Annotated in this window: 16 protein-coding genes; 12 read left to right on the top strand and 4 right to left on the bottom strand. The window is 69.4% G+C overall.

Features of this window, described 5'->3' with window-relative positions:
- The first annotated feature begins 32 nt into the window (after positions 1-32).
- Genes AB0B61_RS56390 through AB0B61_RS56360 form a run of 7 tightly spaced genes read left to right on the top strand, consistent with a single transcriptional unit; the run spans position 33 to position 6,614 of the window.
- A complete protein-coding gene (locus AB0B61_RS56390) occupies positions 33-1,166 on the top strand; it encodes an inositol-3-phosphate synthase (RefSeq protein ID WP_358450361.1) in 1,134 nt (377 codons plus the stop codon).
- On the top strand, positions 1,163-2,008 hold the full coding sequence (locus AB0B61_RS56385) for an SCO3242 family prenyltransferase (RefSeq protein ID WP_358450359.1): 846 nt from the start codon (positions 1,163-1,165) through the stop codon (positions 2,006-2,008). Before AB0B61_RS56390 ends, AB0B61_RS56385 begins: the two co-directional genes overlap by 4 nt.
- Positions 1,978-2,871 (top strand): sugar phosphate isomerase/epimerase family protein, encoded by an 894-nt coding sequence (locus tag AB0B61_RS56380; RefSeq protein WP_358450357.1) that lies wholly within the window; start codon positions 1,978-1,980, stop codon positions 2,869-2,871. The genes AB0B61_RS56385 and AB0B61_RS56380 overlap by 31 nt, the downstream gene beginning before the upstream one ends.
- Entirely contained in the window at positions 2,816-3,322 is a 507-nt protein-coding gene (locus AB0B61_RS56375) for an EboA domain-containing protein (RefSeq protein WP_358450355.1), read from the top strand. Before AB0B61_RS56380 ends, AB0B61_RS56375 begins: the two co-directional genes overlap by 56 nt.
- Complete coding sequence (locus tag AB0B61_RS56370; protein WP_358450353.1) at positions 3,323-4,168, top strand: TatD family hydrolase; 846 nt, start codon at positions 3,323-3,325, stop codon at positions 4,166-4,168.
- A gap of 2 nt (positions 4,169-4,170) precedes the next feature.
- Complete coding sequence (eboE, locus tag AB0B61_RS56365) at positions 4,171-5,283, top strand: metabolite traffic protein EboE (RefSeq protein WP_358450351.1); 1,113 nt, start codon at positions 4,171-4,173, stop codon at positions 5,281-5,283.
- A complete protein-coding gene (locus AB0B61_RS56360) occupies positions 5,283-6,614 on the top strand; it encodes a nucleotide pyrophosphatase/phosphodiesterase family protein (RefSeq protein ID WP_358450349.1) in 1,332 nt (443 codons plus the stop codon). Before eboE ends, AB0B61_RS56360 begins: the two co-directional genes overlap by 1 nt.
- Before the next feature lie 30 nt (positions 6,615-6,644).
- On the opposite strand, the gene AB0B61_RS56355 is transcribed toward AB0B61_RS56360, so the two are convergent.
- From AB0B61_RS56355 to AB0B61_RS56345, 3 genes are all read right to left on the bottom strand, one after another.
- Complete coding sequence (locus AB0B61_RS56355; RefSeq protein WP_358450347.1) at positions 6,645-8,390, bottom strand: ThuA domain-containing protein; 1,746 nt, start codon at positions 8,388-8,390, stop codon at positions 6,645-6,647.
- Positions 8,391-8,400: 10 nt separating this feature from the next.
- Positions 8,401-11,217 carry a carbohydrate-binding protein gene (locus AB0B61_RS56350; protein WP_358450345.1) on the bottom strand — a complete coding sequence of 939 codons (2,817 nt, stop codon included), beginning with the start codon at positions 11,215-11,217 and terminating at the stop codon, positions 8,401-8,403.
- Between the two features lie 86 nt (positions 11,218-11,303).
- Positions 11,304-13,685, bottom strand: coding sequence for an RICIN domain-containing protein (locus AB0B61_RS56345; RefSeq protein WP_358450343.1), 2,382 nt, complete (start codon positions 13,683-13,685; stop codon positions 11,304-11,306).
- 334 nt (positions 13,686-14,019) lie between these two features.
- Between AB0B61_RS56345 and AB0B61_RS56340 the strand changes: the two genes are divergently transcribed.
- From AB0B61_RS56340 to AB0B61_RS56320, 5 genes are all read left to right on the top strand, one after another.
- Positions 14,020-14,757, top strand: a complete 738-nt coding sequence (locus AB0B61_RS56340; protein WP_358450341.1) for a FadR/GntR family transcriptional regulator — start codon at positions 14,020-14,022, stop codon at positions 14,755-14,757.
- A gap of 333 nt (positions 14,758-15,090) precedes the next feature.
- Positions 15,091-16,572, top strand: coding sequence for a lectin (locus AB0B61_RS56335; protein ID WP_358450339.1), 1,482 nt, complete (start codon positions 15,091-15,093; stop codon positions 16,570-16,572).
- A 51-nt stretch (positions 16,573-16,623) separates the two neighbouring features.
- Positions 16,624-17,112, top strand: a complete 489-nt coding sequence (locus tag AB0B61_RS56330) for an FCD domain-containing protein (RefSeq protein ID WP_358450337.1) — start codon at positions 16,624-16,626, stop codon at positions 17,110-17,112.
- Positions 17,113-17,465: 353 nt separating this feature from the next.
- The gene (locus AB0B61_RS56325) at positions 17,466-18,827 is read left to right on the top strand and encodes a ricin-type beta-trefoil lectin domain protein (RefSeq protein WP_358450335.1); all 1,362 of its coding nucleotides are present in this window, start codon (positions 17,466-17,468) and stop codon (positions 18,825-18,827) included.
- Positions 18,828-19,005: 178 nt separating this feature from the next.
- Positions 19,006-21,828: a glycoside hydrolase N-terminal domain-containing protein gene (locus AB0B61_RS56320; protein ID WP_358450333.1), complete on the top strand. Its 2,823-nt coding sequence runs from the start codon at positions 19,006-19,008 to the stop codon at positions 21,826-21,828.
- An 86-nt stretch (positions 21,829-21,914) separates the two neighbouring features.
- On the opposite strand, the gene AB0B61_RS56315 is transcribed toward AB0B61_RS56320, so the two are convergent.
- A partial coding sequence (locus tag AB0B61_RS56315) for a ricin-type beta-trefoil lectin domain protein (protein WP_358450331.1) occupies positions 21,915-22,463 on the bottom strand: 549 nt, incomplete at its 5' end.

Here is a 22,463-nt window from a genome sequence, read left to right as displayed (position 1 = left end):
CCAGGGGCTAGGCCCGACACGATGGAGCTTTCATGGACAAGCTCGGTGTGTGGCTTATCGGGGCACGGGGATCCGTGGCGACCACTGCCATCGTGGGCGCGGCGGCCATCAGGGCAGGAGCAGCGACCCCGCAAGGATGCGTGAGCGAGTCCCCCGGCTTTCCCAGGCACCTGGTTCCGCTGACCGGTCTGGCCTTCGGCGGCCATGACATCACCGAGATCTCCTTGCGCAAGCGCGCCGAACAGCTGGGCAGAGCGGGGGTCATCTCACCGGACCTCCCTGGGCTGCTCGCGTCCGATCTGGACGCCGCCGACGCCGAGATCCGGCCGGGTTACGTCCCCGGCGACGGCGGCCGGGCCGCGACCCGGCTGATCGACGACATCGCCGGCTTCCGGGCCCGGCAGGGGCTGGCCCGGGTGGTCGTCGTCAACGTGTCGTCGACCGAGCCCCCGGTGGATTCGCGCCCGGAGTTCGAGAGGCTGGCCGATCTCGAGGAGCGGCTCGCGGCGGAGGACGACGTCCTGCCGCCGAGTTCGCTGTACGCCTATGCGGCCTTCCACGCCGGGTGCGGCTATGTGGAGTTCACCCCCTCCACCGGGCCGACCCTGCCCGCCCTGGCGGAACTCGCCGCCCGGCGGGGCGTGCCGTACGCGGGACGCGACGGCAAGACCGGCGAGACCCTGGTCAAGAGCGCCCTGGCACCCATGTTCGCCGACCGGGCACTGCGGATCCGCTCCTGGTCCGGGCTCAACCTGCTCGGCGGCGGCGACGGGGCGACACTCGCCGATCCGGCCGCCAGGTCCAGCAAGCAGCTCTCCAAGGACCAGGTTGTCGCGAAGGTCCTGCGGGAACCCGTCGAGGGTGAGACGCACATCGACTACGTCCCGGATCTCGGAGAATGGAAGACCGCCTGGGATCACGTGAGCTTCGACGGCTTTCTGGGCGTGCGGATGACGCTGCAGTTCACCTGGCAGGGCTGCGATTCGGCGCTGGCCGCTCCGCTCGTCCTGGACCTGGCCCGGCTGGTCGCCCGTGCGCACGAGAAAGGGCGGCACGGCGTCCTGCCCGAGCTCGGCTACTTCTTCAAGAGCCCGCTGGGGACGGACGAGCACGCCCTGGCCGCCCAGTACGCCCGGCTGCGCGCCTTCGCCGAGGAGCTGTCATGAGGGCGCTGCTCGAGCTGGTCCGCGCACCGGCCGCACTGTCGGTGCCGGGGGACACCATGGCGGGGGCCGCCGCTGCCGGCCGGCGTCCGGCAGCAGGCCTGGCCTTGGCGTCGGTGCTCATGTACTGGTCGGGAATGGCGCTCAACGACTGGGCGGACCGTGAAACGGACGCCGTCGAGCGTCCTGAGCGCCCGATCCCGTCAGGCCGGGTCCGCCCGGGCGCCGCGCTCGGGCTCGCGGCCGCCCTGACCTGCGCGGGCCTGGCCACCGCCGCCGTCGCCGGCGGCCGGCGCGCTCTCACCGTCGCCGGTCTGCTGGCCGGCGCGGTGTGGGCCTACGACCTGGGCCTCAAACGGACGGCGGCGGGACCGGCGTCGATGGCGGCCTGCCGTGTGCTGGACGTGCTGCTGGGCGCCGGCGAGCGGGCCGGGGCCGCCGTGCCGGCGGCGCTGGCGATAGGCGCGCACACCTACGGGATCAGCGTCCTGGGCCGGGCCGAGGTGGCGGGGGCGGCACCCGGGACGGCCGAGCGCGCGCTCGTGGCCAGCACCGTGGCGGCCGGGCTCGCGGCGGCCTCCTGTGTGCGCAACGGAGCCGCCGCCCGGGCCGGAGCCGGCGTCCTCATCGCCGGCTATCTCGCCTCCACCCTTCCGGTCCAGGCCGGGTTACGGGCCCGTCCCGACCCCGAGAACGTACGGCAGGCCGTCCGCCTGAGCCTCCTCGGCCTGATCCCGCTCCAGGCGGCGGCGGTCGCCGGTGGCGGACGGTTCACGACGGCAAGCGCGCTGCTGTGCTCGCTGCCCCTGGGAAGGTGGCTCTCATCCCGGGTGGCGACATCGTGAACTGGGCCTACTGCACCAACGGCTTCGCCGGCCACCGGCTCCCCGAGGCGCTGGCGGTCCTGGCCGATCTGGGGTACACCGGTGCGGCGATCACGCTCGACCACGGTCATCTCGACCCCCACTCCCCCGGCCTGGCCGCGGAGGTGTCGCGAATCGCCGGGCTCCTCGAACGCCTGGGCCTCGATGCCGTCGTCGAGACGGGCGGGCGTTACACCCTCGATCCCCTGCGCAAACACCATCCGACCCTCATCGGCGACGACGCCGAGCGCAGAGTGGAGTTCCTGGCCACGGCGATGCGGGTCGCCGCCGACCTGGGCGCCCCCGTGATGCACCTGTGGAGCGGGGTCCGGCCCGACGGCATGCCGGAGGCGGAGGCGTACACGCGGCTGGTTCGCCAGTGCGCACGACTGCTCGACGAGGCCGACCAGTTGGGGGTCACGCTGGGATTCGAACCCGAACCCGGGATGCTCGTCGCCGACCTGGACGGGTTCGAGCGGCTGCGTACGATGCTCGGCGCCCCTACCCGGTTCGGTCTCACCCTCGACATCGGGCACTGCCACTGCGTGGAGCGGGCGGACCTGGACACCTGTGTTCGCCGGGCGCTGCCGTACACCGTGCACGTGCAGATCGAGGACATGCGCCGGGGAGTCCACGAGCACCTGGAATTCGGCGAGGGTGAGATCGACTTCGTGCCGGTGCTCGCCGCTCTGGGCGGCTACTCGGGTCTGGTGGCAGTGGAGCTGGCCCGGCACAGCCATGCGGCCCCGCAGGTCGCCCGCCGCTCGATCGACTTCTTGAGGAGGGCACATGAACGAGCCGGCACAGGAGTGGCCGGCACAGGCCGTCCGGCAGGTCGAGGCTGACCCGTACGCGATCCACCGGCTCTTCCCGCAGGCCGAACGGCGGGGCGGCCCTGGCGCCCGGCGCGCGCTGCTCGGCGCGCTGCACGGCGACCACGCGGTGATCCGCGGCCTGTACGAGGCCGGCGACAGCGGCGAGCGACTGGCGATCCTGACCGCTCTGCACGAGCTCGACCTGGGAGGGACGGCGGTCGGGCTGGTGGAGGACGCGCTGCGCACCAATGACGCGCGACTGGTCGCCGCGGCCCTCGGCCCGTACGGCTCGGCGTGGCTGGACGACCACTCCTTCCGGCAGGGGGTGCTCAAGTGCGTCTTCATGTCGATCCCGCTGGCGGCGGTGGCCGAGCTGGACCGCCGCTTCGACGCCGAACTGGCCCGGATGCTGTCGGACTACGCGGCGGAGCTGCGGGCGGCCGGTCGGCCCGTCCCGAGCGACGTCCTGGACAGGAGCTGAATGCGCATCTTCGACCCCCACATCCACATGACCTCCCGGACCACCGACGACTACCAGCGCATGCACGCCGCGGGAGTCCGGGCCGTCGTCGAACCCGCCTTCTGGCTGGGGCAGCCCCGTACCAACGTGGGCAGCTTCCTCGACTACTTCGACGCGCTGCTCGGCTGGGAGCCGTACCGCGCCGCGCAGTACGGCATCCACCACCACTGCGCGCTCGCGCTCAACCCGAAGGAGGCCAACGATCAGCGGTGCGCGGGGGTGCTGGCCGAGCTGCCGCGATACCTGCTGAAGGACTCCGTCGTCGCGGTCGGCGAGATCGGCTACGACTCGATGACGGCGGAGGAGGAACGGGCCTTCGAGGCCCAGCTCGCCCTGGCGCAGGAGAACGATCTCCCGGTGCTCGTGCACACCCCGCATCGGGACAAGGCCGCGGGCACCCGCCGGAGCCTCCACGTGGTACGGGACGCCGGGATACCCCCAGAACGGGTGCTCATCGACCACCTCAACGAGATGACCGTCGGCATGGTCGCGGACGCGGGCTGCTGGATGGGGTTCTCGATCTACCCCGACACCAAGATGGACCCGGACCGGATGGTGGCCCTGCTCAAGGAGTACGGCACGGACAGGATTCTGGTGAACTCGGCCGCCGACTGGGGACGGAGCGACCCGCTCAAGACGCGCGAGGTGGCCGACGTCATGCTCGCGGCCGGCTTCGGCGAGGACGACGTGGATCGGGTGCTGTGGCGCAACCCGGTCGCCTTCTACGGGCAGAGCGGCCGCCTCGACCTCGAGACCGGCTCGGAAGCCGGCCCCGACCACGCCGGCAACACGATCAAGCGGGGGTGACCATGCGGCTGCGTCATCCGGACGGCTCGACGGTGCACCTGTCCTATTGCACCAACGTCCACGCCGCCGAGGATCTCCCCGGCATCCACGGTCAGCTGTCCGGCGTCGCCGCGCGGGTCAGGCGCCTGCTCGGCGTCGAACGGCTCGGGCTCGGGCTGTGGCTGTCCCAGCACGCCGCCGCGGACCTCCTCGCCCGGCCCGGGGAACTCGCCGGGCTGGGCGAGCGGCTGACCGCGCTCGGGCTGGAGGTCGTGACCCTCAACGGGTTCCCCTACCGCGGCTTCCACGACGAGATCGTGAAGTACCGCGTCTACACCCCCGACTGGGCCGACGCGGAGCGGCTGCGCTACACGCTCGGGCTCGCCGAGATCCTCGCCGCGCTGCTGCCGGACGACGTCACCGAGGGCACGATCTCGACCCTTCCCCTCGCCTGGCGGACCGGGTGGACGAGAGAGAAAGCGGCGGTGGTCACGGCCAATCTCGACGCGGTCGCCCAGGGCCTGCGCGCGCTGGCCGGCCGTACCGGCAAGGTGATCCGGCTGGGCTTCGAGCCGGAACCCGGTTGCATCGTCGAGACGACGCCCCAGGCGACCGCCCTGCTGAGGGACGTGGATCATGACCACCTCGGCCTCTGCCTGGACGCCTGCCACATGGCCGTGGGCTTCGAGGAACCCGGCGCGGGCGCCCGCACCGGGCTGCCCATCGTGAAGCTCCAGGCGTCGTGCGCCTTGGTGGCCCCACCGGGAGCACAGCAGGCGCTGGCCGCGTTCGACGAGGCCCGCTTCCTCCACCAGACGCGCTCCGCCACCGGATACGCCGACGACCTGGGCGAGGCCCTGTCCGGCGGCCTGCCCTCGGACGAGACCTGGCGCGTGCACTTCCACGTCCCGCTGCACGACGCGCCGCCCCCTCCACTCGCCACCAGCGCCCCCTACCTGCGTGACCTGCTGAACGTGCTCCTCGGCGGAGAACGGCCGCTGACCAGGCACGTCGAGGTGGAGACCTACACGTGGAACGTGCTTCCCGGCGCGCCGGCCGACGTCGCGGAAGGCATCGCCGCCGAGCTCGGCTGGATGCGGGAACGGCTCGCCGCCCTCGGGCTGAAGGAGACGTGATGGCACCGCTGATCGTGATCAATGTCGTCGGGCTGACCCCGCGCCTGCTCGCGCACATGCCGAACGTGGCGAAGGCGGGCGCGGCGGCCGCGCTGCGGCCCGTGCTCCCGGCCGTCACCTGCTCGATGCAGGCCACTCTGCTGACCGGTTCGATGCCCCGCGACCACGGCATCGTCGGCAACGGGTGGTACTTCCGGGATCTCGGCGAGGTGCTGCTGTGGCGCCAGCACAACGCCCTCATCCAGGGCGACCAGCTGTGGACCGCCGCGCCCGGCCTGCGCACCGCCAACGTCTGCTGGTGGTACGCGATGGGCGCGCCGGCCGACCTGCTCGTCACCCCGCGGCCCGTCTACCACGCCGACGGCCGCAAGTCGCCCGACTGCTACACCCGCCCGCCCTCGCTCCACGACGACCTCGAGGCCGCGCTGGGGCCGTTCCCCCTGTTCACCTACTGGGGCCCCAACGCGGGGATCGCCTCCTCCGAATGGATCATCGCCGCCGCCCGCCGCATCCTGGCCCGCGAACGGCCCGATCTGCTGCTGGTCTACGTGCCTCACCTCGACTACGACCTCCAGCGGTACGGCCCCGCCGGCCCCGAGGCGGTGGCCGCGGCCCGCGCGGTCGACGCCGCGCTGGCTCCGCTCCTCGCCGAGAACGCCGAGGTGGTCGTGCTCTCGGAGTACGGCATCACCCCGGCGTCCAGCCCGGTGGACATCAACCGGGCGCTGCGCACCGCGGGTCTTCTGGAGGTCCACACCCAGGCCGGGATGGAGTACCTCGACCCGTGGACGTCCCGGGCCTTCGCCGTCGCCGACCATCAGGTGGCCCACGTCTATGTGCGCGACCCCGCCGACCTCGACCGCACCCGCGCCGTCATCGCCGAGTTGCCCGGCGTGGACGAGGTGCTCGACCACGCGGGGAAGGCGAAGTACGGGCTCGACCACGAACGCGCCGGCGAGCTCGTCGCGGTGGCGGAACCCGACGCCTGGTTCACCTACTATTACTGGCTCTCCGACGACCGCGCCCCGGATTTCGCCAGGCTCGTGGACATCCACCGCAAACCCGGCTACGACCCCGCCGAGCTGTTCATGGACCCGAGTGATCCGTTCGTCAAGCTCCGCGCGGCGGCGGCGCTGGCCAGGAAGAAACTGGGCTTCCGGTACACGATGCGGGTGGTGCCGCTCGACCCGGCGCCCGTGCGGGGCAGTCACGGCCGGCTGCCCGACCTCCCCGACGACGGCCCGCTGATCATCGGCCCGTTCGACCGTGACTCCTACGAGGCGACCGAGGTCAAGGACCTCCTGGCCGGCCTGGCCCGGGGAAGCCGCTGACCGCGGACACCCCGGGCCGCCCCATCGGCCTCAGCCGCGGGTCCAGCGCTGGTTGGTTCCCCCGGTGCAGGTCCAGATGCGTGCCTTGGTGCCGTTGGCGGTGCCGCCGACGTCCAGGCACTTGTTCGCCCCGACCGCGGTGACGGTCCCGTCGGCGTTGAGACGCCACTTCTGGTTGTTCTGCCCGTTGCAATCCCAGACGATCACCGCGGTACCGTCCGCCGTCCCGGCCCCGTTCACATCCAGGCACTTGCCGCCAGAGGCCCGCAGCTCACCCACGGCGGTCGAGGTCCACTGCTGGTTGGACTGCCCGTTACAGTCCCACAGCTGCGCCTGCGCGCCATTGGCCGGCGAGGCGCTGACATCCAGGCACCGCCCAGACCCCACGCCCTTGAGGGCGCCCGAGCCGCCCGGTGTGCTGGTCAGTTCCTTGACGCGGATGTTGCGGAACGACACCACGTCGCCGGACCCGTGGTTCTGGATGCCGATGTAGCCCTGCTGGAGCGAGCGGACCGGATCGGTGTTGGTGAAATCATTGATCTTGGCGCCGTTCAGGAGCACCTGCAGCCGCTCACCCTCCACCAGCAGCTCATAGGTGTTCCACTGACCCGGCGGGTTCAGCGCCGCGTCGCGGGCGGCGACGTCGGCGGACTTGAACCCGTAGATCGCCCCGGTCGTCTTGTCCGGGGTGTCGGTCGCGTCGATCTGCACCTCATATCCGGTGTTGAGCGCCGCGTCGGGGTCACTGGTGGCCGGGAAACCGACGATGACGCCGGAGTTGGAGTCGCCGGTCATCTTCCAGTCGAGCTTGACGGAGTAGGAGCGGAACTCCTTGGCGTCGTACCACAGCATGCCCATGCCGCCCTGGGAGGTCAGCGTGGCGTCGCTGTTGGCGAACGACCCCGGCCCGGCCTGCGACCAGCCTGTCGTCGAGCCGTTGTACAACGTCGTGTACCCGGTCTCCGGGCGGCAGTCGGCGTTGGTGGCCTTGGCCGCGTACCGGATCCCGCCGAGCAGCAGCGTGCGGAAGTTCGGATCGGCGTACGACTCCTTGGTGTGGCCCAGGCCGGTGTAGAAGGCGCGGCCGGCGGACTGGGGGTGGCACCAGGTGATCGGGTGATCGCCCATGCCGCCGCCGCTGTAGCTGCCCTCGTCCAGGCTCTGCAGCACCCGGACGTTCGAGCGGGGGTTGGTGCGGTAGTTGTACCACTCGTCGGTACGTGACCAGGTCGCCCCCAGGTGGGCGGTCGCGGCGTGCGCCCGGTCCTCGGTCCGCACGGTGGCCTGCTGGATGGCCGGGTGGTTGTTGAACCAGGCCCCCATCAGCTGCCCGTAGTACGCCCAGTTGTACTCGGTGTCGGCGGCCGAATGCACCCCCAGGTAACCGCCGCCGCCGTCCACGTACGCCTGGAAGGCGGCCTGCTGGTTGTCGTTCAGCACATCACCGGTGGTGCTGAGGAACACCACCGCCTTGTACTGGGCCAGGTTGGCCGTGCTGAAGGCGTTCGCGTCCTCGGTGGCGTCGACGGCGAAGTCGCCGGCGGCCCCTAAGTCGCGGATGGCCTGGATCCCGTTGGGGATCGAGTCGTGCCGGAATCCGGCTGTCTTCGAGAACACCAGCACCTTGAAGGCGGCGGCCTGGGCGGGGATCGCGGGGATCACCGTCGCGGCGGCGGTGATCGCCACCACCGCCATTGACAGGCGTCGCAGCACAGATGTCTTTCGGTCGCTCCCCGCGATGCGCCCGAGCGCGGCGGGGATGAGGGGTCGCGGCATGGGTGTCCTTTCAGACGCGGGTCCAGCGCTGGTTGGTTCCTCCGGTGCAGGTCCAGATGCGTGCCTTGGTGCCGTTGGCGGTGCCGCCGACGTCCAGGCACTTGTTCGCGCCGACCGCGGTGACGGTCCCGTCGGCGTTGAGACGCCACTTCTGGTTGTTCTGCCCGTTGCAATCCCAGACGATCACCGCGGTACCGTCCGCCGTCCCGGCCCCGTTCACATCCAGGCACTTGCCGCCAGAGGCCCGCAGCTCACCCACGGCGGTCGAGGTCCACTGCTGGTTGGACTGCCCGTTACAGTCCCACAGCTGCGCCTGCGCGCCATTGGCCGGCGAGGCGCTGACATCCAGGCACCGCCCAGACTCCACACCCTTCACGGCACTCGTGCTCCCCGAGGGCGGGGTGCCGGTGTCGAGGGTGAAGGCGTCCACGTCGAACAGGTAGCCCTGTCCGGTCGGGCCGCGGAAGACCAGATAGAGGGTCGTGGTGCCGACCGGCGCGCCGCTGAGGTTCGCCGAGACGTCGGTGAAGGTGTCCCAGCTTCCGGTGCTCGCCACGTTCACCGTTCCCAGCAGTGTGCCCGTCGCCGAGCCCGCGCGCACCTCGATCCGGCCGCCCGCGCCGGCCGAGGACACCCGGGCGGTGATCCTCGTCGCGTTGCCCAGGTTGTACGGCTGGAAGGAGATCCAGTCGCCGTCGTCGGTGAAGCCGACCGTCTTGCCGCCTTCCGCGGTGGCGTGGTCAGCCGTCTGGACGCCCTGCTGGACGCCGAAGTGCTCGGCCTGCCGGTGCCGCGGCTGGAGCGTACGGTCGCTGGTGGAGGTCAGACCGCCCTTGTCGGTGTAGGAGGCCACGAAGACGCCGTAGATGTTGGCCGCGGCGTCATGCTCACCGTCCACCGGCACCGAGATGGAGCCCGAGCAGCCGGTCTTGGAGGTGATCTGGTGGCGGTGGCTGTCGTGGCCGAGGAAGTAGGCGACGGTGACCCCGGTGCAGTCGATCGTGCCGTCCTCCGGGTCGCTGACGGTGACCTGGAAGGGCACCGTGTCACCGAAGGAGAACAGCTGCCCGGCGGCGGGGGTGGTGAGGATGACCGTCGGCGCGGTGTTGCCGACGTTCACGATCACATTCGCCGTGCCGGTGAGACCCTGCGGGTCCCGGACCGTGAGCGTCGCCGTGTAGGCGCCGTTCGTGGTGTAGGTCTTGCTCGGATTCGCCGCCGTGGAGGTGGTGCCGTCGCCGAAGTTCCACGAGTACGTCAGCGCGCCACCCTCCGGGTCGGAGCTGCCCGCCGAGGAGAAGCCCACCGTCAGCGGAGCCGGTCCAGACGTCTTGTCGGCGGACGCCTTGGCGATCGGATTGCGGTTGGCGCTGCCGATGTACTCGATTCGATACAGCGCCTGGTTGTTGTTCCCGTCGCCGTAGTCGAGGACGTACAGGGCCCCGTCAGGACCGAAGGCCATGTCCATCACCTGCGTCCCCGACCAGGGGAACGCCGAGATCTCCCCATAGGCGCCGTCCGGCTTCACCTCGATCGCCTTGATCCAGCGCCGGCCGTACTCACCGGCGAAATACCGCCCGTCGAGCGCCTGGGGGAACTTGACGGCCGAGTTCACGTTGGGGTCGTAACGGTAGACCGGACCACCCATCGGCGACTCCGACCCGGAACCGAACTCCGGCGGGCTGCCGGCGTCCCCCGCGTACCTGATCCACGCCGGCTTCGCCGGAGGCAGCGTGGTCAGGCCGGTGTTACGGAAGGAGTTGTTGGTCGGGCCGCCCGCGCAGTTGTACTTCGGACCGGTGCTGTTGGTGGCGAAGTTCCATTCGTTATAGGTCTCGCTGGTGGTGTTCGTGCCCGTGCAGTACGGCCATCCGTAGTTGCCCGGACCGGTGATGCGGTCGAACTCCACCTGCCCGCTCGGCCCCCGGTTGGAGTTGGTCACACCCGCGTCCGGCCCGTAGTCGCCGAGGTAGACGATGCCGGTCGCCTTGTCCACGCTCATCCTGAACGGGTTGCGGAAGCCCATCGCGTAGATCTCCGGCCGGGTCTTCGCCGTCCCCGGCGGGAACAGGTTGCCGCTGGGAATCGTGTAGGTGCCGTCGGGCTGCGGCTTGATGCGCAGGAGCTTGCCGCGCAGGTCGTTGGTGTTGCCGGCCGAGCGCTGGGCGTCGAACTGCGGGTTGCGGTCGCTCCGCTCGTCCAGCGGGGAATAGCCGCTCGACTCGAAGGGGTTGCTGTCGTCGCCGGTGGTCAGATAGAGGTTTCCGGCAGCGTCGAAGTCGAGGTCCCCGCCCACGTGACAGCACAGGCCGCGGTCGTTCTGGACCCGCAGGACCACCTTCTCGCTGGCCATGTCGAGAGTGTCGTCCGGCTTGAGGATGAACCGGGACACGTACAGCTCGCCCTTCCACTGGTCGAACTGCGCCTGCGAGCCGTTGCTCGGCGCGTCACCGTTCGGCGTGCTCAGCCGCGGCGAGTAGTAGAGCCAGATGTAGCGGTTGGACGCGAAGTCGGGGTCCACCGCCACACCCTGCAGGCCCTCCTCGTCGTGACTGTAGACGTTGAGCCGGCCGGCCACCTTCGTGTTGCCGTTGACATCGGTGACGCGCACCGTGCCGTCGCGCGCCGTGTGCACCACCGACCGGTTCGGCATGACGGCCAGCGACATCGCCTCACCCAGCTCGGCACCTCCCGACGCGAGAGACACCTGCTGGTAGTCGGCCGCCGGAATGGCGAGGGCGTTCGCCGGGGAGGCGTCGAGCGCGAGCGCTCCGGGAATGATCAGCGCCATCGTGGTCAGCAAGGTGAGCCACGGACGTCGGGACATGAGCGTTCCTCTGCTATCGAATCGATTCGAGCGAAAGCTTTCTCGTCCACGAGAGTGGGGCGCCGAGGGCGCGTCGCCAGACGGTGTCAGGCGCGCGCCCACTTCTGGTTGGTGCCTCCGGTGCAGGTCCAGATGCGCGCCTTGGTGCCGTTGGCGGTACCGCTGACGTCCAGGCACTTGTTCGCGCCGACCGCGGTGATGGTGCCGTCTGCGTTGAGGCGCCACTTTTGGTTGTTCTGCCCGTTGCAGTCCCAGACGATCACCGCGGTGCCGTCCGCCGTCCCGGCCCCGTTCACGTCCAGGCACTTGCCGCCGTACACCCGCAGCTCACCCGCGGCGGTCGAGGTCCACTGCTGGTTGGCCTGGCCGTTGCAGTCCCAGATCTGCGCCTGCGCGCCGCCTGCCTGCGAGGCTCCGCTGACGTCCAGGCACCGCCCAGACCCCACACCCTTGAAGGCACTCGCGCTCCCCGAAGGCTGGCCCTGGGGACCGGCGGACGCCATCACCGCCTGGGCGCCCGCGGGCCAGGCGCCGTTGGTGACGGTGACATTGTTGTTCACCACGTTGCCGCGGTCGCCGTTGGTCACGTTGGTGCTGCCGTTGGTCGACCAGTTGCCGGTGACGGTGAAGTTCCCCATGTTCTCGCCGCCCCAGTAGTTGGCGGTGGCCCAGGTGCCGGTGTTCGAGAGCACGTTGCCGGTGACGGTGTAGTACTTGGAGCCCTCGTCGAAGTAGATCCCGAACCAGCCGTTGGTCCGCAGGCAGTGGTTGCCGCTGATCACCGCGTTCGGGTTCCACGACAGCGTGTAGATACAGCCCCCATCGGTCATCTGCCGCATGACGTCATGCACGTAGTTGCCGATGAGCTTGTTGCCGGAGGCGGTGGTGGGAGTGGTGTAGCGCGGCTGGTAGTTGTACAGGCCGCGGTTGGCGTACTGGTTGCTGCCGCCGGGCTCGTTGGCGCCCCAGCCGTAGCCGATCGACATACCGGTGTACGGCAGGTTGTAGACCTCGTTGTGTGACACGTCGGTGTTGGTGACGTAGGTGGTCAGGACCGAGACGATGCCCCGGTGGTCCAGGCCGAGGTCGTGGATGCGGTTGTCGCTGACGGTGATGTTCCGGTTGACCATCCGCTGGTCACTGGGGTGGTGCGCGTCGGCGCGCACGCCGCCGACCACGATGCCGCCGGCCGAGCTCTGGGCGATCTCGGACCGGGTGAGCGTGATGTCGGCGGCGCCCAGGCCGACACCGCTGGCATGCGCGTTGGCGTCGTTGCCGATGCCCACGGCCGTCTGACCGAGGTTGACGAATCGGGAGTCGGTGAAGGTGATGGTGTTGGCCGCGGACACCTGTACGGCTGCCGGCATCTGGTACCAGTTCGGCCGCGCGGCCTCGAACTGCTGGCAGCCCTCCTGGCAGGAGGTCAGCCTGTCGGCGGGCCAGTTCCAGGTGCCCGCGATGTAGGCGCCGGTCTGCTGGTCCGCGTAGCCCTGGTCGCCGCTGGGTCCGAGCCAGGTCGTCCCGCTGAACGTGATCCCGCTGAAGGCGATGTGGTGCGCGGGCGCGTCGTAGGTGCCGCCGACGTTCACCAGGGACTGGAGAATCGGCAGCTCGACGCTGACATCGCTCATGTTCTGCCCGGCAGCCGGGATGTAGTACAGGACGCCGGTGCCGGGGTTGATGTACCACTCCCCCGGTGCGTCCAGGAACTCGTAGGCGTTCTCCAGGTACAGCGGACCCGCCCGGTGCGGCTGCGTGAAGGTGTCGTACCCGAAGGTGTTGTTGTTCCAGCCGGGCTGCCGCATCGTGATGAAGTTCCCGCTGATGCTCTGCACCGTCACGTAGCGGTCCGTGAACGAGCCCACGCTCTCCATCTCGACCCGGTTCTGGTTGGCCAGGTTGTTCAGATAGTTCAGCGCGCTGTTGCCGAACCTCAGGCCGATGCTGCTCGCGGTGAAGTCCGACCGGTTCACGGCCGTACGCGCCCGCGTGGCGAGGGCGCCGTTGACGTACAGCTGCCGGGTGTCGATCCCGGTGCCGACGTCGGCGCGCCAGATGTTCTTCCCCGAGTCGGCCACGGTCCATCCGGTGACCGCCCTGGCTCCGCTGATGACGGGATGGGCGCCCGCCGCGGCCTGCCATTTGACGGAGTAGCCGTTGTTCCCGGAATCGGCGGCGGCCAGCCGGAGCGGCGCGGAGAGCCGGTACACCCCGTCGGCCAGTTCCACGACGATGTCACCGGACATCGCGCCGTTCAGCGAACGTATCGCCGTCTGCGCCGCGGCCGGCGAGCACGGCTGGGCGGACGTGCAAGCGGTGCCGGTGCCGGCGGGTGACGCGTACAGGGTCGTGGTGGCCGCCAGGGCTGGGGTGGCGGGGGCGATGAGGGCGAACGCCGCGGCCAGCGTTGCGGCGACGATGCCGATCAGAGCCGGTCTCAGTGCCGTGACGGGCGAAGATGACTGCACAGTTGTTCCTTTGGGGGGTACGGGTGTGGCCAGGTCACGCCCTGCTGCTCAGGCAGGTGACACCCTTCTGCGGGTCCTCGCCTCTCATTACGTTGTGAGTATTGATAACCGTCAAGACCTTAAGCCCGCTTATTTCACCCTTTGCACACCTGGCGCATGGCCATGGTTAGCCGCATTTCTTCTTTACCAGCGGCAATGCCGCCCATCGCGGTTACCCGCGCCGATCGTCCTCGTATGAACCGTTCATATGTGTCCTACTCATCGGCAGTACGCCTGAGCTTGGGAGGAACCCACATCAGTCATACTTTGCAGGGAACGGCGAGGAGGAAGCACGGTGACCGACACCCCGCGCGAGAGCGGATACCGGCCGGGCTACGAGGTGGCTGCCGAGCAGGTACTCGAATACATCGTCCGGCTCGGCCTGCGCCCGGGCGACCGCATGCCGACCGAGCTCGAGCTGGCCCGGCAACTGGGCACCAGCCGCACCGTGGTGCGCGAGGCCGTGAAGATACTCTCCGCGCTCGGCCGGGTACGCGCCCAGAAGGGCCGCGGCCTGTACGTGGCCGACGACGAGGGGATGTTCGGCACCGGGCGCTGGGCCTCCTTCTTCCTCCCGACCGACCTCGACCACGTCTACATGCTGTTCGAGTTCCGCAGGGCGCAGGAGATGGAGACCAGCAGGCTGGCCGCCCGCCGCGCCACCCCCGCGGAGCTGAGGGCCATCGAGGAGGCGGCCGGCGTGTGCCGCCACGGCTTCGAGACCGGACAAGAAGACCTGTTCAACAAGGGCGACGACACCTTTCACACCGCCATCGCCACGGCCTCGCACAACATGTTCCTCCAGGTGGCGGTGCGGGAGGCCCGCAGGCTGCAGGCGCAGTCCAACCTCATCGGGCTGCGCGGCTCGGTGGGCGGGCACGCCGCCAAGGCCGTCGAGGAGCACGACGCCATCTACCAGGCCATCCGCGCCGGCGACCCGGAAGCGGCCGCCCAGGCCGCGGCCACGCACATCGACAACACCCTCGACGACTACCGGAGAGAGATCCAGCAGCGCCTCTTCTCCTCCCAGTGATCCGGCCCTCCGAACCGGTTCGCCCTGCTGGGAACTGACGGGACCTGATCAGCCGGGCCGACGGCGGATGAACGTTTCATCGAGCCCGGCTACGAGCGTGGCCGATGAGTGCCGCCGGGCAGGGGTTCCGGCAGGCGGCCGGACAGGACCGAGCCTTGACAGGCCGTCCGCCCGTCGTATGTGCTTCGCCGTACACCGCCGTCTCCCCCTCCTCCGTTGATCAGTACGTTGGCGAATCGATTCGCACCGATCTCCGAGCGCGGCTGTCTCCGTCTCGCCCTACCTCCAAGGAGTACGACAATGCAGCCTTCATCCGTTCCCTTATCGGGCCGTGTGAGGCGTTCTCGGGCGGCCGTCGTCGCAGCTGTGGTGGCGGCGCTGGCAACGCTCCTGGCCGCCGCCCTGACCTGGTCGGTACCGGCCTCGGCAGCGACAACGCCGCTGGTGGGCGTGGGCTCGGGGCGTTGCCTGGATGTCAGCGCCTCGCAGACGAACGGCGCGCAGGCGCAGATCTGGGACTGCAACGGCCAGGCCAACCAGCAGTGGACCTCGACCGCCGCGGGTGAGCTGCGGGTGTACGGCACCAAGTGCCTGGACGTTTACGGCGCCGGCACCGCGGACGGCGCCAGCGTGATCATCTGGGACTGCAACGGCCAGAACAACCAGAAATGGCGCCTCAACGCCGACGGCACCATCACCGCGGTCGGCGCGAACAAGTGCCTGGACGTCTCCGGGTACGGCACCGCCAACGGCACCAAGGTGTACATCTGGACATGCCACGGCGGCACCAACCAGAAATGGACCACCGGAGCCGAGCCCACCCCGACGCCGACCCCCACCCCGCAGCCGCCCGGCGCGCGCCCCTGCGACATCTACGCCTCCGGCGGCACGCCGTGCGTGGCCGCGCACAGCACGACACGGGCGCTCTACGGCTCCTACAACGGCAACCTGTACCAGGTCAGGCGCTCCGACAACACGACCAGGAACATCGGCGTGCTGACCGCGGGCGGTGTCGCCGACGCCGCGGCCCAGGACTCGTTCTGCTCCGGCACCACGTGCGTGCTGACCGTCGTGTACGACCAGTCCGGGCGGGGCAACGACCTGTGGTACCAAGGATCCAGCGTGGTCCCCGGCTCCCCTCAGAGCAGGCCCGCGATCGCGACCACCGAGTCGCTCACCGTCGGCGGCGGCAAGGCGTACTCGCTCTACATCAATCCCGGCAACAGCTACTGGCGTGACGGCCACCTGACCGGCGTCCCCACAGGGACCGCGCCCGAGGGCATGTACATGGTGACCAGCGGCACCCACGTCAACGGCGGCTGCTGCTTCGACTACGGCAACAGCGAGACGACCAGGAAGGCCGACGCCGCCGGCGCCATGGACGCCATCAACTTCAGTACCCAGTGCTGGTTCGGCGGCTGCTCCGGAGGCGGCCCCTGGGTCCAGGCCGACCTGGAATGGGGTCTGTACCCCGGCGGCAGCCAGTCGTGGAACCCCAACCAGCGGGCGTTCCCCAACAGGTTCGTCACCGCCGCGCTCAAGAACAACGGCACGACCCGGTTCGCGATCAAGGGCGGCAACGCCCAGTCCGGCGGCCTGTTCACCCTGTACGACGGCTCGCTGCCCAACGGCTACAACCCGATGAAGAAGCAGGGGGCCATCATCCTGGGCAGCGGCGGCGACTGCTGCAAGCCCGGCGGCGGCGCCAACCTCAGCGCGGGCACCTTCTACGAGGGCGCCATGGTCGCGGGCTACCCCACCGACGCCACCGAGAACGCCGTCCAGACCAACATCATCGCCGCCGGCTACCGCTGACCCGGTCTCACGAACCTTCGGCGAACCCGGACGCCTCCGGTGATGTAGGACATGCTCGACGAGCTCGTCCTCGCCGCGGCCATCGCCGCGGACGAGAGCCTGACGATCCTCGACGACCTCGTCGTCACGCGGCGCGTGCTGGAGTCCGACATGGCCAACGTCGCCGCCCGCCTGGCCGGGCCGGACACCATCGAGCAGCTGCGCGCACTGGTGGATCGGATGGACGAGCTCGTGGCCGACCCGGTCACGTACGCCGAAAGCGACCGCGCCTTCCACGACACGATCATGCGGGCGTCGGGAAACCGCATCGCCCGTGGCGTCGTACGGGCGATGGAAAGCCAGGTCATCAACACCGCCCGGTATATGGGCCGGACCGAGCGAGCCCTGTGCGTGGCGTCGAACCTCGGCCACCGCCGCGTCTACGAACGCATCGCCGCCCACGATCCCGCGGGCGCCGCCTCGGTGATGTTCAAGCACATCACCGAGGCCTGGATCGTCCGCCGCAGCGGAACGGCCGATCCCGTACGGCTCCTGCGTTAGCACGGGAGCGCCCCGCGAGACCGGGCGCGCGGAACGATTCGATTGACCGCCGTGAAAGTTTCATCGCGACGCGCCGGTGGTGGCCATGGCCGCTTTTCCTGGTCAGGCGCCAGAGTGACGGGGTCATCTCAGACGCAGGCCCTCAATGTCGAGAAGGCCGAGCCTTGACAGGCCTTGTCACGGTCATATTTGCTCCGCTGCACCATCGCCTCCAACCGCCAGGAAGAAAGGAGATCCCATTACGGCGGCGTTGAGTGAGCGCTAACACTCCGACGCCCTCGCCTCCGGAAAAGGCGGTAGAAGTGGCTTCCCTTTTACGTTGTCCCCCAAAAAAAGGGAAAGGAAATTGTGTGATGTCGAGGCTTGGATACCTCCTCACCGCTATCGCTTCCGCTGTACTGCTCGTCGCCCTGGCCACGGTGCATACGGCGCTGGGCGACAGCGCGCCCCCGCCTCTCGCACAACAGAGCGCCCTCGCGGGCACCGCCGGCTGCGGCAAAACCCCGACGCTGAGAAGCGGTACGCAGTCGATTACCACCAGCGGGAAGAATCGTAGCTATATTCTGAGAATTCCAGACAACTACAACAACAACACCCCCTACCGGTTGATCTTCGGATTCCACTGGAATGGCGGCACCGCAAACGATGTCGACGGGGGCGGAACCAGTGGGTATCCCTGGTCCTACTACGGGCTCAGGGCATTGTCGAACAACACCGCGATCTTCGTCGCGCCTCAGGGCTTCAACAACGGCTGGGCCAACTCGGGCGGTGAGGACGTCACCTTCGTCGACGACATGATCCGCCGGATCGAGGCGGACCTCTGTGTGGACACCTCCCAGCGCTTCGCCATGGGCTTCAGCTACGGCGGCGGCATGAGCTACTCGCTCGCGTGCACCAGGGCGACGGTCTTCCGCGCCGTGGCGGTCTACTCCGGCGGGCAGCTCAGCGGGTGCAGCGGCGGCAACGAGCCCATCGCGTACATCGGGCTGCACGGCCTCAGGGATCCGGTGCTCAACATCTCCACGGGCCGGTCGCTACGTGACAGGTTCGTCAGGAACAACGGCTGCACCCCCCAGAACCCGCCGGAGCCGGCGCAAGGCAGCCTTACGCACGTCGTCACCACCTATTCGGGGTGCCGGGCCGGATATCCGGTCGCATGGGCGGCGTTCGACGCCGGCCATACTCCCGGTCCCGTGGACGGGAAGCCCGGAGACTTGGAGCCCGGCGAGAAGTCCTGGACCAGGCCAGTGGTGTGGAACTTCTTCGCGCAGTTCGGAGGCAGCGACCCGAATCCGACGCCGACACCGACACCGACGGTTGATCCGCCGACGACAGGCGCGTTCAAGGGTGTGGGGTCGGGGCGGTGCCTGGACGTCAGCGGAGCCTCGCAGGCAGGCGGCGCGCAGGCGCAGATCTGGGACTGCAACGGGCAGTCCAACCAGCAGTGGGCGTCCACCGGTTCCGGTGAGCTGCGGGTCTACGGCGGCAAGTGCCTGGACGTGAACGGGGCCGGGACGGCGGACGGCACCGCGGTGATCATCTGGGACTGCAACGGGCAGAGCAACCAGAAGTGGCGCCTCAACGCCGACGGGAGCATCACGGCGGTGGGGGCGAACAAGTGCCTGGACGTGTCCGGGTACGGCACCGCCAACGGCACCAAGGTGCAGATCTGGACCTGCACCGGCGCCACCAACCAGCAATGGACCCGCGTCTGACGACCCGTGACAGCTGACCACGCGCCATCGCCGGGACGAGTCATCGCCCCGGCGATGGCCACGAGCACGCAGGCACGTACACGGTGCGGGGCTCGTGCTCGTGACCAACGGAGGCCGACCGCCCGCGAAACCCCCATGGGCATGGAGAACCGAGATGTCTGATTTATCGAGAAGACAAGTGCTGAGATTCGGCGCGGCTGGAGCCGGAGCCGCGCTGTTGCCGTCGCAATGGACGGCCGCGGCCCGGGCCGGGTCGGTAGCGCCTCCGGAGGTGCGCGCCGCGAACGACCTGGCGCTCTGGTACGACAAGAGCGCCGGCACGGAGTGGCTGCGTGCGCTTCCGATCGGAAACGGTCGCCTGGGCGCCATGGTGTTCGGCAACGTCGACACCGAGCGGCTGCAGCTCAACGAGGACACCATCTGGGCCGGCGGGCCGTATGACCAGAGCAACACGAAGGGTGCGGCGGCGCTGGGGCAGATCCGGCAGCTGGTCTTCCAGAACCAGTGGAGCCAGGCCCAGAGCCTTGTCGACCAGAACATGCTGGGCAACCCTTCGGCTCAGCTGGCCTACCAGCCCGTGGGCGATCTACGGCTCACTTTCGGCAGCGCCGCCGGGGTTTCGGAGTACAACCGTTTCCTGGACCTCATCACGGCCACCACGACGGTGACGTACCTGCAGAACGGCGTGCGGTACCGGCGCGAGGTGCTCGCGAGCGCGCCGGACCAGGTGATCGCCATCCGGCTGACCGCCGACAGGCCCGGCTCGATCACGTTCTCCGCGACGTTCGGCAGCCCGCAGCGGACGACACGCTCCAGCCCGGACGGCACGACGGCGGCGCTCGACGGCGTCTCCGGCGACCAGCGGGGCCTGGCCGGCAAGGTCAGGTTCCTGGCACTGGCCCGGGCCGTCGCCGAAGGCGGCAGTGTCAGCAGCTCCGGCGGCACACTGCAGGTAAGGTCCGCCAACAGCGTGACGGTGTTGATCTCCATCGGCTCCGGCTACGTGAACTACAAGGACGTCAGCGGCGACTACCAGGGCATCGCCCGGCGCCATCTCGACGCCGCCGCCGGCCGGACCTACGACGACCTGCGTGGCCGGCACGTCGCCGACTACCAGCGGCTGTTCGGGCGCACGACGCTCGACCTCGGCCGCACCGCGGCGGCCGACCAGCCGACCGACGTCCGGATCGCGCAGCACGCCAACAGCAACGACCCGCAGTTCTCGGCGCTGCTGTTCCAGTACGGCCGTTACCTGCTGATCTCTTCCTCGCGTCCCGGCACCCAGCCCGCCAACCTGCAGGGCATCTGGAACGATTCCCTGACCCCGTCCTGGGATTCGAAGTACACCCTCAACGCCAACCTGCCCATGAACTACTGGCCGACCGACACGACCAACCTGTCGGAGTGCTACGAGCCGGTGTTCAGGATGATCAACGACCTCACGGTCAGCGGCGCCCGCACGGCCCGGGTGCAGTACAACGCCGGCGGCTGGGTGACCCACCACAACACCGACGGCTGGCGGGCATCGTCGGTCGTCGACTTCGCCGCGGCGGGCATGTGGCAGACCGGCGGCGCGTGGCTGGCCACCATGATCTGGGATCACTACCTGTTCACCGGCGACCTCGATTTCCTGCGGCAGTACTACCCGGCCATGAAGGGGGCCGCGCAGTTCTTCCTGGAGACCCTCGTGCAGGAGCCGAGCCTGGGTTACCTGGTCACGAACCCGTCGAACTCCCCCGAACTCAACCACCACGCGGGCGTCAGCATCTGCGCCGGACCCACGATGGACAACCAGATCCTGCGTGACCTGTTCAACGGCTGTGCCCAGGCCGCCCAGGCGCTCAACGTCGACGCCGACTTCCGTACGCGGGTCCTGGCCGCCCGGGACCGGCTCGCGCCGATGAAGGTGGGCTCGCGCGGCAACATCCAGGAGTGGCTATACGACTGGGTCGAGACCGAGCAGAACCACCGGCACATCTCACACCTGTACGGCCTGCACCCCAGCAACCAGATCACCAAACGGGGCACGCCCTCCCTCTACACGGCGGCACGGCGGACGCTCGAGCTGCGCGGTGACGACGGTACGGGCTGGTCGCTGGCGTGGAAGATCAACTACTGGGCGCGGATGGAGGAGGGCACGAGGGCGCACGACCTGATCCGCGCCCTCGTGACGACGGCCCGGCTCGCGCCGAACATGTTCGACCTGCACCCACCGTTCCAGATCGACGGCAACTTCGGCGCGACGTCCGGCATCGCCGAGATGCTGCTGCAGAGCCACAACGGCGAGCTACACGTGCTGCCGGCGCTGCCGGCGGCCTGGCCCAGCGGGAAGGTCCAGGGCCTTCGGGGGCGCGGCGGCTACACCGTGGACGCGGCCTGGAGCTCCGGCGGGGCCACCGAGATCCTCATCAGGTTCGACCGTGACGGGACGGTCAACGTGCGCGGCCGAATCTTCGCCGGGACCTACCAGGTGGTCGACACCACGACCGGCGACACCGTCAGCGTCACCGAACCCGAGGACGACGTCATCAGATTGACCGGCCAGGCCGGTCGTACGTACCGCGTGACCGGGTCCGGCCCCGCGCCGCCGACCTACGTGCGGATCACCAACGCGACCACCGGCCTGGCGCTGGACAGTGGCGGGAATGTCGCCTCCGGGGCGAACCTCAAGCAGTGGAACTGGGACGGCAGCACCAACCTGCAGTGGCAGCTCGTGGACCTGGGCGGCGGGTGGTACCGCATCGTCAACCGGGCCAACGGCATGGTCGCCGACAGCTTCGGCAACACCGCCAACGGAGCCAACGCCAGGCAGGCGGCGTGGGACGGCGGTAACAACCAGCAGTGGCGCCTCAACAGCACGGGCAACGGCCGCAACCAGATCATCAACCGCGGCACCGGCACGGCCCTCGACGGCATGGGCAACAGCACAGCCGGCTCCACCGTGGCCATGTGGACGCCGAACAACAGCACCAACAACCAATGGACCATCACGGGCGTGTGAACCCGACGACGCTCGCAGACCGTCGCGCGCGCTTCGCCGCAACCGGCCACCGGTTGCGGCGAAGCCATGGGCCTACCGACGCGGCTTCAGGAACGTCCGTTCCAGGTCCACTTCTGGTTGTTGCCGCCCGAGCAGGAGTACAGCTGGATCTGGGTGCCGTTGCCGGTGCCCGCGCCGACGGCGTCCAGGCACAGCCCCGACTGCACGCCGACGATGGTCCCGTCGGAGTTGACGCGCCACTTCTGGTTGTCGCCGCCCCAGCAGCTGTAGATCTGTACCTTCGCGCCGTTCCCGCTGCCGGCGGCATCCAGGCACTTGTTGCCGTACACCTTGACCTCACCCGCGGAGGTCGAGCTCCACTGCTGGTTGGACTGGCCGTTGCAGTCCCACAACTGCACCTGGGTGCCATCCGTGGTGGTGGCGTTGGGCACGTCCAGGCAGCGACCGGAGGCCACACCCCTGATCTGACCATTGTCGCCGGGCGGCGTCGGAGTCGGAGTCGGGGTGGGGGTGGGGGTGGGGCCGGGGTTGGCGGCGTTGAGGGCGTTGAGGACCGCGTCGTAGGCGGGCTTCTTGTTGGCGCCGTTGAACAGCAGCGGGGTGTCACCCGACCGCCAGGAGTCCTGGTCGCGTAC

Origin of the sequence: Nonomuraea sp. NPDC049158, assembly GCF_040648335.1 — a bacterium.
GTDB lineage: Bacteria > Actinomycetota > Actinomycetes > Streptosporangiales > Streptosporangiaceae > Nonomuraea.
This window is presented reverse-complemented; position numbering and strand designations above follow the sequence as displayed.